The sequence below is a fragment of the Nocardioides sp. J54 genome (assembly GCF_000519005.1).
Classification (GTDB): domain Bacteria; phylum Actinomycetota; class Actinomycetes; order Propionibacteriales; family Nocardioidaceae; genus Nocardioides.
On sequence record NZ_JAER01000067.1, the window covers coordinates 1 to 10,528 of the forward strand.

At 69.5% G+C, this 10,528-nt stretch carries 14 protein-coding genes and 1 pseudogene; 12 read left to right on the forward strand and 3 right to left on the reverse strand.

Features of this window, described 5'->3' with window-relative positions:
* A pseudogene (locus NOCJ54_RS27700) lies at nt 1-275 on the reverse strand (2-oxoacid:acceptor oxidoreductase family protein); the annotation flags it as partial.
* 359 nt (nt 276-634) lie between these two features.
* Between NOCJ54_RS27700 and NOCJ54_RS0122320 the strand changes: the two are divergent.
* The 5 genes from NOCJ54_RS0122320 to NOCJ54_RS0122340 all read left to right on the forward strand — a co-directional run bounded on the left by NOCJ54_RS0122320 (nt 635) and on the right by NOCJ54_RS0122340 (nt 4,918).
* Nucleotides 635-1,666 carry an extracellular solute-binding protein gene (locus NOCJ54_RS0122320; RefSeq protein WP_051486287.1) on the forward strand — a complete coding sequence of 344 codons (1,032 nt, stop codon included), beginning with the start codon at nt 635-637 and terminating at the stop codon, nt 1,664-1,666.
* Nucleotides 1,663-2,511: a sulfate ABC transporter permease subunit CysT gene (gene cysT, locus NOCJ54_RS0122325; protein WP_051486288.1), complete on the forward strand. Its 849-nt coding sequence runs from the start codon at nt 1,663-1,665 to the stop codon at nt 2,509-2,511. Before NOCJ54_RS0122320 ends, cysT begins: the two co-directional genes overlap by 4 nt.
* Nucleotides 2,504-3,352: a sulfate ABC transporter permease gene (locus NOCJ54_RS0122330; RefSeq protein ID WP_232221863.1), complete on the forward strand. Its 849-nt coding sequence runs from the start codon at nt 2,504-2,506 to the stop codon at nt 3,350-3,352. The genes cysT and NOCJ54_RS0122330 overlap by 8 nt, the downstream gene beginning before the upstream one ends.
* Nucleotides 3,349-4,332 carry a sulfate/molybdate ABC transporter ATP-binding protein gene (locus NOCJ54_RS0122335; protein ID WP_028657252.1) on the forward strand — a complete coding sequence of 328 codons (984 nt, stop codon included), beginning with the start codon at nt 3,349-3,351 and terminating at the stop codon, nt 4,330-4,332. Before NOCJ54_RS0122330 ends, NOCJ54_RS0122335 begins: the two co-directional genes overlap by 4 nt.
* Nucleotides 4,333-4,459: 127 nt before the next feature.
* The gene (locus NOCJ54_RS0122340) at nt 4,460-4,918 is read left to right on the forward strand and encodes a hypothetical protein (RefSeq protein WP_028657253.1); all 459 of its coding nucleotides are present in this window, start codon (nt 4,460-4,462) and stop codon (nt 4,916-4,918) included.
* Here the strand turns inward: NOCJ54_RS0122340 and NOCJ54_RS28755 are convergent.
* Nucleotides 4,866-5,357 carry an SRPBCC domain-containing protein gene (locus tag NOCJ54_RS28755; protein WP_051486289.1) on the reverse strand — a complete coding sequence of 164 codons (492 nt, stop codon included), beginning with the start codon at nt 5,355-5,357 and terminating at the stop codon, nt 4,866-4,868. The two genes, NOCJ54_RS0122340 and NOCJ54_RS28755, sit on opposite strands and share 53 nt — an antisense overlap.
* Before the next feature lie 301 nt (nt 5,358-5,658).
* Here NOCJ54_RS28755 and NOCJ54_RS0122350 point away from each other — a divergent pair, with 301 nt between their 5' ends.
* Nucleotides 5,659-6,693 carry a maleylacetate reductase gene (locus NOCJ54_RS0122350; protein WP_028657254.1) on the forward strand — a complete coding sequence of 345 codons (1,035 nt, stop codon included), beginning with the start codon at nt 5,659-5,661 and terminating at the stop codon, nt 6,691-6,693.
* Between the two features lie 168 nt (nt 6,694-6,861).
* Here the strand turns inward: NOCJ54_RS0122350 and NOCJ54_RS0122355 are convergent, their stop codons facing one another.
* Entirely contained in the window at nt 6,862-7,044 is a 183-nt protein-coding gene (locus tag NOCJ54_RS0122355; protein WP_028657255.1) for a helix-turn-helix transcriptional regulator, read from the reverse strand.
* A 136-nt stretch (nt 7,045-7,180) separates the two neighbouring features.
* On the opposite strand from NOCJ54_RS0122355, the gene NOCJ54_RS0122360 reads away from it, so the two are divergent.
* From NOCJ54_RS0122360 to NOCJ54_RS0122390, 6 genes are all read left to right on the forward strand, one after another.
* Nucleotides 7,181-7,666, forward strand: coding sequence for a hypothetical protein (locus NOCJ54_RS0122360; RefSeq protein ID WP_028657256.1), 486 nt, complete (start codon nt 7,181-7,183; stop codon nt 7,664-7,666).
* Entirely contained in the window at nt 7,663-7,953 is a 291-nt protein-coding gene (locus NOCJ54_RS0122365; protein ID WP_028657257.1) for a hypothetical protein, read from the forward strand. Before NOCJ54_RS0122360 ends, NOCJ54_RS0122365 begins: the two co-directional genes overlap by 4 nt.
* Entirely contained in the window at nt 7,950-8,264 is a 315-nt protein-coding gene (locus tag NOCJ54_RS0122370; RefSeq protein ID WP_028657258.1) for a hypothetical protein, read from the forward strand. Before NOCJ54_RS0122365 ends, NOCJ54_RS0122370 begins: the two co-directional genes overlap by 4 nt.
* Nucleotides 8,261-8,545 carry a DUF6907 domain-containing protein gene (locus NOCJ54_RS0122375; RefSeq protein ID WP_028657259.1) on the forward strand — a complete coding sequence of 95 codons (285 nt, stop codon included), beginning with the start codon at nt 8,261-8,263 and terminating at the stop codon, nt 8,543-8,545. The genes NOCJ54_RS0122370 and NOCJ54_RS0122375 overlap by 4 nt, the downstream gene beginning before the upstream one ends.
* A gap of 358 nt (nt 8,546-8,903) precedes the next feature.
* Nucleotides 8,904-9,605 (forward strand): RelA/SpoT domain-containing protein, encoded by a 702-nt coding sequence (locus NOCJ54_RS28760; RefSeq protein ID WP_028657260.1) that lies wholly within the window; start codon nt 8,904-8,906, stop codon nt 9,603-9,605.
* Nucleotides 9,605-9,862, forward strand: coding sequence for a hypothetical protein (locus NOCJ54_RS0122390; RefSeq protein ID WP_036519404.1), 258 nt, complete (start codon nt 9,605-9,607; stop codon nt 9,860-9,862). Before NOCJ54_RS28760 ends, NOCJ54_RS0122390 begins: the two co-directional genes overlap by 1 nt.
* The last annotated feature ends 666 nt before the right edge of the window (nt 9,863-10,528 follow it).

Here is a 10,528-nt window from a genome sequence, read left to right on the forward strand (position 1 = left end):
GCGGCGGGGTTCATCGCGACCAGCACGTCGGGACGGTCGCCGGCGGTGAGGATGTCGTGGTCGGCGAAGTGGACCTGGAACGAGGAGACGCCCGGGATCGTGCCCTGGGGGGCNCGGATCTCTGCGGGGAAGTTCGGCAGCGTGACCAGGTCGTTGCCGAACACCGCCGACTCCTGGGTGAACCGGTCACCCGTCAGCTGCATGCCGTCACCGGAGTCACCCGCGAACCGGATGATCACCCGGTCCAGCTGCTTGACCTGCTTGGTCTGGCTCACGTTCGTCCAACTCTCTCAACGACGGTTGCGGCACCCGCCCCGGTCGTGGTCGGGCGCGGGCACTGCAGATTCTACGGCCATTTCTAGAACAGGTTCCACTTTCCGGTGGACACCTGTCCAGCGAGGCCGCGGCGGGTCGCTCGGACCCGCGACTTCCCCACGATAGACGGCCGCGCGTGCGCGCCCCATCTGGCGCCGGTGGGTGAACGGCCAGGGGCGGAGCGCGGTGTGACCTGCGTCTCGAAACGCGGGCGATCGTCTCAAAGTAGATCGACTAACTCGCCAATGTGTATTATTCCAATCGAGTTTACCGGATCGGCGTGGGGTCGGCCCGGTGATGACACGAAGGAATGGGTGCAATGAAGCGACTGATGAAGGCTGCGGCCGTAGCGGTGACCGGTGCACTGGCGCTGACCGCCTGCTCGAGCGCCGGCGGCAGTGACGACTCGGGCACGACCATCGGGATCTACGGCTTCGCCGTCCCGGAGGCGGCCAACGACGCCATCGCGGCGGAGTTCAACAAGACCGACGAGGGCAAGGACGTCAAGTTCTCCGGTTCCTACGGCGCCTCGGGCGAGCAGAGCCGCAAGGTCGCCGACACCAAGGGCAAGGACGTCGACTACGTCCACTTCTCCCTCGAGGGCGACGTGACCCGCCTCGTCGACGCCGGCCTGGTCGCCGAGGACTGGAACGCCGGCCCGAACAAGGGCATCGTCTCCTCCTCCATCGCCGTCATCGCCGTCGAGAAGGGCAACCCCCTCGGCATCAAGGGCTGGGACGACCTGACCCGCAAGGACGTCAAGGTCATCACCGCCGACCCGGCCAGCTCCGGCGCCGCGCGCTGGAACATCATGGCGCTCTACACGCACGCGCTCTCGACCGGCGCTGACGAGAAGCAGGCCGACGAGTACCTCAAGAAGGTCTTCAACAACGTCACCAGCTGGGCCGCGAGCGGCCGCGAGGCGACCGAGGCCTTCAAGAAGGGCGTCGGCAACGTGCTCATCACCTACGAGAACGAGGCCATCCTCGCCAAGCAGAAGGGCGAGGAGCTCGACTACATCGTCCCCGAGACCTCCTTCCTGATCGAGAACCCGGGCGCCGTGCTCAAGGACGCCGACGACGTGGCCACCGACTGGCTGGAGTTCGTCCTCAGCGACAAGGGCCAGGCCGAGTTCGTCAAGAAGGGCTTCCGCCCGGTCGGCGACCTGGACATCTCCGGCATCGAGGTCGAGGGCGCCAACGACCCGGCGAACCCCTTCCCGACGCCGTCGAAGAAGCTCTACAGCGTCGCGGACCTCGGTGGCTGGCCGGCCATCGTCGAGGAGTGGTTCGGCAAGGACGGCGTCAAGCTGCGCTTCGACAACCTGTACGCCGAGGCCACCAAGAAGTGACCGAAACGCTTGCAGCAACCCCTGGGCCGGCTCGGACGACGAGCCGGCCCAGCGGGCTGTTCGGACTGACCCCGACCTCGGGCATCGGTCTGGGCCTGGCGCTGGTGTGGTTCAGCGTCCTGGTCCTGATCCCGCTCGCGGCGGTGGTCGGTGCAGCAGCCGCCGGCGGCTGGGGTTCCTTCTGGAACACCCTGACCGACGCACAGACCTTCGCCGCGCTGCGCCTGACCGTCCTCGAGGCGGCCGGCGTGACCGTGGTCAACGCGGTGATCGGCACCGTGGTGGCCTGGGTCCTCGTGCGCGACCACTTCTTCGGCAAGCGCGTCCTGGACGTCGTCATCGACATCCCGTTCGCGCTGCCGACGATCGTGGCCGGCCTGGTCCTGCTGAGCCTCTACGGCCCGGAGAGCCCCGTGGGCATCAACATCGTCAACACGCGCCAGGGCATCTTCCTGGCCCTGCTGTTCGTGACCCTGCCGTTCGTCGTACGGACCGTGCAGCCGGTGCTGCTCGAGCTGGACGCGGACGTCGAGGAGGCGGCGGCGTCGCTCGGCGCCTCGCGGCTGACCACCTTCCGACGCATCATCCTGCCGAGCCTGGTCCCGGCGATCGCCGCGGGCTCGTCCCTCGGCTTCGCGCGCGCGATCAGCGAGTTCGGCTCGCTGGTGCTGATCTCGGGCAACACGCCGTACCAGACCGAGGTCGCGTCGCTGAAGATCCTCAAGTTCATCGAGGGCGACAACCAGGCGGGGGCAGCGGCGGTCGCCGTGCTCCTCCTGCTCGTCGCGGTGGTCACGATCGTGGTCCTCGACCTCATCTCGCGAAGGGTGGCGCGCCGTGGCTGACACCCGACAGATCAGGGCCCGCAAGGGCCCGGTGACCTACTTCCTGCGGTTCTTCGTGATCGCCTACCTCGCGGTGCTGGTCATCTGGCCGCTGTGGGAGGTGACCTCGCGGACCTTCGCCCCCACCGAGCGTGGTGCCGAGGCGGGCGTCGCCGCCTTCCTCGAGCGGCTCCAGGAGCCGTCGGTGTCGTACGCCTTTGGGCTGACCGCCACCGTCGCCTTCTGGGCGGTGCTCATCAACACCGCCTTCGGCGTGGGCATCTCGCTGCTGATCACCCGCTACCGGTTCCCCGGCCGGCGCATCCTCTCGGTGCTCATCGACCTCCCGATGTCGGTGTCGCCGGTGGTCGTCGGCCTCGCGCTGGTGCTCGCCTACAGCACCGGCCAGGGCTGGTTCGGCGAGGCGCTCGAGGAGGTCGGCATCTTCATCATCGGTACGACGCCGGGCCTGATCATGGCGACCGCCTTCGTCAGCCTGCCGCTGGTGATCCGCGAGATCGTCCCGGTCCTCGAGGAGATCGGCACCGACGCCGAGATGGCGGCGAGCAGCCTCGGCGCCAACGGCTGGCAGACCTTCCGCCGGATCACCCTGCCGAGCATCAAGTGGGCGGTGGTCTACGGCGTCGTGCTGAGCATGGCCCGCTCGCTCGGCGAGTTCGGTGCCGTGAAGATCGTCAGCCCCGGCGCCGAGTTCCGCGGCGAGACCGCCACCATCCTGATCCAGAACCGTTACACCAACTACGAGGAGCCCACGGCCTACGCGGCCGCCTTCGTGCTCGTCCTCGCCTCCGTGCTGGCGCTCGTGGTGGTTTCCCTGATCCGCAAGGAGGATCACGCATGAGCATCGAAGTGAGGGGTGTCGGCAAGCGCTACGGCGACTTCGTGGCACTCGACGACATCAACGTGTCCCTGCCCACCGGGCAGCTGACCGCCCTGCTCGGGCCCAGCGGCGGTGGGAAGTCCACGCTGCTGCGCATCATCGCCGGGCTCGAGTCCACCGACGGCGGCTCGGTCGAGATCGAGGGCACCGACGCCACGAAGCTGCCGCCGCAGAAGCGCAACGTGGGCTTCGTGTTCCAGCACTACGCCGTCTTCAAGCACATGACGGTGGCGAAGAACGTCGCCTTCGGCCTGGAGATCCGCAAGCGGCCCAAGGCCGAGGTCAAGGCGAAGGTCGCCGAGCTGCTCGAGCTCGTGCACCTCTCGCAGTTCGCCCACCGGCTGCCCTCGCAGCTCTCGGGCGGCCAGCGCCAGCGCCTCGCGCTGGCCCGGGCCCTCGCCGTCGAGCCGTCCGTCCTGCTGCTCGACGAGCCCTTCGGAGCGCTCGACGCGAAGGTCCGCAAGGAGCTGCGCGACTGGCTGCGCCGGCTGCACGACGAGGTCCACGTGACGACGGTGTTCGTCACCCACGACCAGGAGGAGGCGCTCGAGGTCGCCGACGAGATCGTCGTCATCAACGAGGGCCGGATCGAGCAGATCGGCACCCCGGACCAGCTCTACGACGAGCCGGCGAACGACTTCGTCATGAGCTTCCTGGGCGAGGTCACGCGCCTCGGCGGCGTGCGCCTGCGGCCGCACGACATCGACCTGTCGACCACGCCCGGGGCGCCCGAGTCGCACGCGGGGGTCGTCGTCCGCTCCCTGCGGGTCGGCTTCGAGGTGCGGCTCACCGTCGAGGTCGAGGGCCACGCCGAGCCGACCCTGGTGGTGCTGTCGCGCACCCACGCCCGGGCGCTCGACGTCGACGCGGGCAGCCGGGTGTGGCTGCGCCCGACCACCGGCGCCACGGCGGTGCCGGTGCTCGACGTCGCCACCGCCTGAACCGACCCCTCCCGGCTGCCGCGGCCGGCGCCCCCGGGCGTCGCGCCGCGGCGGCGGGCGGCGGCAGCGGGTCACGGTCGACGGCGAGGTCCGCGGCCCGGCCGCGCGGTTCTCCTAGGCTGGGCCCGTGAGCTACCTCCGCGCGACCCGGCTGCTGTGCTGGCTGCTCGGCGTCGCGTTCGTGGTGTCGGTCGTGCACTACCTCGACAACTACGTCAGCTACGACGAGTACCCGCAGCCCGCCGACGACGCCACCGTCCCGGCCCCCTCGGCCGGCGTCATCGGTAGCGCCTGGTTCGTCTTCACCGCCCTCGGTGGCCTCGGGCTGCTGATGTGGTTCCGCCGCCACATCACCACCGCGGCGGTCCTGCTGACCGGCTACTCCCTCTCGGGCCTGGTCGGCATCGGGCACTACACCGTCCCCGGCGCCACCGACATGGTGTGGTGGCGCCAGGCCCACGTGGTCGTCGACATCGTGCTCGGCGCTGCGGTCCTCGGCTTCGCGCTCTGGGCAGCGCGGCACTCCAGCGCGCTCATCCCTCCGGCGGCGAGGTCCGCCCAGCAGGCGCCTCAGCCCGGCGCTTGAGCCCCTCCGCGTGGCGGCGGAAGCCGTCGGCGACCCGCGCGGGCCCGGCCAGCCGCACCAGCGGACCGCGGAACTCCTCCACCGTCTCGTACGACGTGGGCCCGCCGGGTCGCTGCGTCAGCACCTGGTGGCGCACGCCGCGCACCAGCCCCAGCCGGGACGGCCAGCCCTCGTAGGCGTAGGACATCCGCGCGGTCGTCGTACCGTCGGCGGAGGTGGTGGGCCCCTGCAGCGCCGTGATCCGCTCCGGCGAGCGGGTGCGCCGCCCGTTCGCCCACACCACGTGCAGCACGATCGGGTTGCCGACCGCCGGCGGCTGCGCCGTCTCGGCCCGCTCCACGAACGGGTTCCACTCGCCGTACCGCTCCGTGTCGAGCATGATCGCCCACACCTGCTCCAGCGGCGCCTCGATCTCGATCCTCGCCGACGGGTCCTCCATGCGCCGATCATCCCCGACCCGAAACCGTCGAATGGTCACTTCTGGCATGTCGAGACGTCGCTTGTGGCCGGTCGAGACGTCACTTGTGGAGGGTCGAGGCGTCAGATAGCGCCGATCGAGTGGTCACATCTGGCGCGTGACCACTCGACCCGCCACACGTGACCACTCGACCCGCCACACGTGACCACTCGACCCGCCACACGTGACAACTCAACCAGCCACAGGTGACCACTCGCCATGCCGGAACTGACGTCTCGACATGCCACAGGTGACGCCTCGACGTGCGGGTAGGTTCGGGCGCATGGTGGTCGTCCACGAGACCCGGGCGTCGCGGGTGCTGCTGGGGGCGGGGGCGCGGCTGCGCGTGCCGTCCGAGGTCGAGCGGGTCGGGGCGTCGCGGGTGCTGGTGGTGGCCACCTCGTCCGCAGCGGCTGCCGGCGACGAGGTGGTCGCCGGGCTGAGGGAGCGGGCGGTGGCCCGGTTCGACCGCCCCGTGGTGCACACGCCGGTGGCGGTGACCGAGGAGGCGATGGCGCTCGTCCAGGCGCACGACGTCGACGCGGTCGTGACCATTGGCGGCGGCTCCGCGGTCGGGCTCGGCAAGGCGGTCGTCGCCCGCGCGGGCGTCGCGCACGTGGCGGTCCCGACGACGTACGCCGGCTCGGAGGTGACCCCGGTGCTCGGGGAGATCCGCGACGGGGTGAAGCAGACGCGGCGCGACCCGGTGCTGCTCCCCACCACCGTCGTGTACGACGTCGAGCTGACCCTCGGACTGCCCGCCGGCCTCACGCTCACCAGTGCCGTCAACGCGCTCGCGCACGCGGTGGAGGCCCTGTGGGCGCCCAACCCGACACCGGTCACCGACGCGCTGGCGACCGAGGCGTGCCGGCTGCTGCTGGCCGCGCTCCCCACGGTCCTCGACGAGCCGGGCGACGTCGCGGCCCGGTCGGCACTGCAGCAGGGTGCCTGGCTGGCCGGCAGCTGCCTGGCGACCGCCCAGATGGGCCTGCACCACCAGCTCGCGCACGCGCTGGGCGGCGCCTTCGACCTCCCGCACGCCGAGCTGCACACGATGCTGCTGGCGCACGTGGTCCGGCACAACCTGCCGCACGCCCCGGCGGCCGCGCAGCGCCTCGCCGAGCTGGTGGCGGGCGACCCTGCGGACGCGATCGCGGGCCTCGCGGCGTCGTACCCCGGGCCGCGGCGGCTGCGCGACCTCGGCGTGCCGGAGGACGGCCTCGCCGCGGTCGCGGAGCGGGTCGCCTCCGCGCCCTACCCGAACCCCGGGCCGACCGGGGCGCCCGCCGTGCTGGAGCTGCTCCGCGCCGCCTGGTGAGGCGGCGCGGCCAGCGTCAGCGGTAGTTGGTGAAGCGCGGCCCGCGTAACGGGTGTGAACGGATCGAGACGGATATGCGGCCTGACCTGCGCAAACGTCGTCGGGGCCGTTGGCGGGTGACGGTCCCGAGCAGTTCTCTTGCGGACTACTTGCGGACTGGGCGGGCGCTCAGGAGATCCGTCCGGTCTCGCGCGCCCAGGTCTCGATGTCGGCGCGCAGCCAGACCGGCCCCATGGCCAGGGAGTCGTAGGGCGCAGGCAATGCGCCTTGCTGTCGCAGCTGGTGGACGCGGGCGCGGGTTACTCCGAGGAGTTCCGCGATCTCGGCGATCCCCATCAAGTGTTCTGGCATGCGCCGAACCCTACTTGACAATCTATCAAGTAGTCGACCAGAGTTACCTCTGCTTGACAATCTATAAAGCGGCCCCCGGTGGTGCAGCAACACCGGCCGAGGGCCTCGGAACCAGTCCCGCAGGAGGACCAGCACCGTGACCACATCATCCATCACCGGCGACATCGTCGCCGCCACCTACGTCCGCCGGACCGTTGACCGGCTGACCGCCGCGACCAGGCAGCCCGGCCAGGACTCGATCCCGTGGGACCTCACCCACCTGAACAGCATCATCTCCACCCTCGACGCCCGCGGGTACGGCGACGCGATCCGCGAGGCGGCCGACGACCAGGCCCGCCTGTACGAGCTGCCGACCCAGGCCGAGGTCGAGAAGACCACTCCTCGCTGCCCGGTCTGGTGCACCCGTACCGACCACCACGCCGACGTAGTCGACGCCGATCACCCGCCGATCCACTACGGCCCCGAACTCTCCGACGTGCTGCTCTTGCAGGCCGAGGGCGACGTCCCCGAGGCGATCGTCACGCTCGCCAACGAGGCGTTGTACGTCCGCGACCCCGAGGAGCTCGAGAAGGTCGCCGCCGACATGGTGCAGGCGGCCGAGTGGATCAAGGCGCACCGATGAGCACGCCGACCACCGACGCCCGCCGCGTGGGCGCAAACCGCTCGACCCCGTGCCCGGCCTGGTGCAAGTTCTCCGAGGCCCAGCACGAGGAGTACGACAAGGGCGAGCCCTGGCTGCACGGCAGCGAGTCGAACGGCTTCTTCACCTTCTGGCAGCTCGACGGCGGCCCCATCACGGCGACGCTCGACGAGTCCGTCGGCGACAACGTCGACCTGACCATCGACCGGCTGCGCGAGCTGGCGCAGGCGTCGCTGCGAGCCGTCGAGTGGATCGAGGCCCACCAGTGACCGCGGCGCCCCGTCCCGCCGTGCTCGCGGTCCCGCCCGGCGCGCAGCCGGAGATCGTTTGCCCCTCGTGGTGCACCGACACCTACGAGGAGCACGTGGCCGAGCTCGGCGAGTGGGAGGGCCTGGTCATCCACCACCACGCCAACGAGTCGGTGTGGCACTCGCTGGTCACCTACCCCGACGGCACGCCGGACTCGACCGAGGGCCCGCTGATCCAGGTCGTGCACCCGCGGGCGATGGACGGCATGACCGTCGAGCAGGCCCGCGAGCTGCTGGAGGCCCTGTCGGTGGCGATCGAGGCGCACCAGTGAGCGCCCGGACCCGCGTCCCCGTCACGCCGTGCCCGTCGTGGTGCGACCGCTCGCACGAGACCGCCGCGGCGGCCGGCGACTTCGTCCACACCACGGCGGAGTTCATCTTCGAGGGGCAGCCCGGCGGTGGAGAGATCGTCTACGTGCTCGCCGAGCACAGCAGCGACAACGGCGACGGGCCGGGGTACGTGTCGATCAACGGCGTGAAGTTGACGCCGGCCGCTGCTCGTCGACTGGCGATCCAGTTGCTGGAACTGGCCCAGGTGGCCGAGGACGTCTGAGCCCCAAGATCTTGAGATTGTCCAGATCCGGACGCGTGGGGCGGGGTACTCACGTCCTGAGTACCCCGCCCCTTCCTGCGTCTGGCGCCTTGCGTCGGGGGTACGTGGCATCGTGGTTCGCATGTCAGCGATGCGTTGCAAGAAGTGCCAGCAAGTCGTGCCGACGCCGACCTTCGCCGAGGTCCGCGAGAGCATCTGCCTCGAGTGCCAGCAGGAGGAGGGAGACTCCTGACGCTGGGCGGGCGTACCCGGTCGAGGTGAAGCGGCTGCGGCGGATCCGGGACGCGCGGCGACGGGTCCGGGCGACGGGGGCCAATAGTTGACTGCGCGGCCGCTCGCGATCTGAGATCCTGCTTCCATGGTCCTGCCGTCCGAGTTAACCGATTCCAAGGTCAAGAAGGCTGGCAGGACCCTCCGTAGGACGATCCGAGGCGAGATCCCAATCACGGATCCCCGTGTCGAAGAGGCCAAGGACATCGCGCAGACCTTCCGTGCGCTGCATCAGAAGCCTCTTGCCAAAGCGAACATGGGGCTCCGGTCGATGGTCCAGACGTCTGGGTGTCAGGTCGAGGTCTCGCAGCGCATGAAGCGGTGGGCGACGATCCTCGACAAGCTCATGCGGGAACCGCAGTTGCCGCTCCATAAGATGCAGGACATCGGGGGTTGCCGCGCGATCCTGAACTCGGTCGACGAGATTCGGCGCGTGGAGTCGAGGATCAAGAAGAACCGGCCGGTTACCGGCTACTCGGACTACATCGCTGAGCCTCGAGCATCGGGGTACCGCGGGGTGCATGTCGTAGTGCTCTACGACGACAGGCAGATCGAGATTCAGTTGCGGACGTGGGTGATGCATGAGTGGGCGATCACCGTTGAGCGGCTCGCGTCTCGGGTTGGCACTCACCTGAAAAGTGATGGAACTCACGCGATTCAACTGCTCATGGCTGCCATCTCCGAGGCGATGGCCTTGGAAGAGCAGGGCAAGATTGTCCCCGAGGACTTACAGTCTGAGATCCAGCGGCGTAGGCTAGTGGCCGACCCGTATTTGAAAGGAACTGCGTGATGGTGTCACAGATCCAGCACTTCCTTCTTGTCTTCGACCACGAGAAGGGCATGTTGGTCGGAAAGCACAACTTCGGGGAGGACAGCACCGCTGCTCTCGTGGAGTACATGAAGTGCGAGGAGCGACACAGGGACAACAAGATGATGGACATCGTCCTCATCGGATCCGATTCACTCGAGACTGTGATGGTCACGCACGCCAACTACTTCGACGGCTCGGCTGCCAAGGCGCGGTCTAAGTACCTCGCTGGCATCTGACCTGGTCTTTTACAGAAGCCCCCGTGGACACAGTCCGCGGGGGCTTGCTGCTTCCAGCGCCAGGGCCGAGCCCCCGCCATGACTGGCAGCAGCGCCCAGCTGCGCGTCGCGCCGAGCACGTGATGCCGGCACGGCAAACGGAGGCTAGTCGGCGCCACCGATGTCGGTACGGCGCTTCGGCACCACGTCGAGGGGGCCAGACTGTCGGTTCCGCCGCCTCGGCTGACCCGTACCTGCGACGGCCCTAGACTGAGTGTGGGCCCCTTCGTCGGTCCCGGGGGAGCCCCACGCTCCCGGGGATTCGCGTTCGGACCGCGTCCCACATCGGTCCGTCCGTGTGGCGGAGGGGCCCTCCTCCCAAGCCGCCGACTGTTCATCCTGCCACCCGGGCTGGGCGCCTGGAATGCGCGGAATCGTGCTGTTGACACCCCGGCCTGCACGGCGCGGCGCTAGTCTCCCGTGCGAGCTCCCTCCGTCGGCGTCGCCTGAGTCGGGCCACCCCACATCGCCCGATCGGGTGTCTGTCGCCAGTCCCACAGTGCGACAGCCACGTCTCCGCGGCGCCGGCGGAGGGTCCCTCCCGAGGCCGTTGACAGTACGCCCCGCTGCCCGCGATGAGAAGCACCAACCTGTGATGTCTAGACATGCCCCCCGAGAACGCCGAAA

Coding starts and splice junctions, on each gene's coding strand:
- NOCJ54_RS0122355 (WP_028657255.1), bottom strand. CDS start 7,044: ATGCCAGAACACTTGATGGGGATCGCCGAGATCGCGGAACTCCTCGGA.
- NOCJ54_RS28755 (WP_051486289.1), bottom strand. CDS start 5,357: ATGGAGGACCCGTCGGCGAGGATCGAGATCGAGGCGCCGCTGGAGCAG.
- NOCJ54_RS0122320 (WP_051486287.1), top strand. CDS start 635: ATGAAGCGACTGATGAAGGCTGCGGCCGTAGCGGTGACCGGTGCACTG.
- NOCJ54_RS28760 (WP_028657260.1), top strand. CDS start 8,904: ATGGTCCTGCCGTCCGAGTTAACCGATTCCAAGGTCAAGAAGGCTGGC.
- NOCJ54_RS0122335 (WP_028657252.1), top strand. CDS start 3,349: ATGAGCATCGAAGTGAGGGGTGTCGGCAAGCGCTACGGCGACTTCGTG.
- NOCJ54_RS0122350 (WP_028657254.1), top strand. CDS start 5,659: ATGGTGGTCGTCCACGAGACCCGGGCGTCGCGGGTGCTGCTGGGGGCG.
- NOCJ54_RS0122365 (WP_028657257.1), top strand. CDS start 7,663: ATGAGCACGCCGACCACCGACGCCCGCCGCGTGGGCGCAAACCGCTCG.
- NOCJ54_RS0122390 (WP_036519404.1), top strand. CDS start 9,605: ATGGTGTCACAGATCCAGCACTTCCTTCTTGTCTTCGACCACGAGAAG.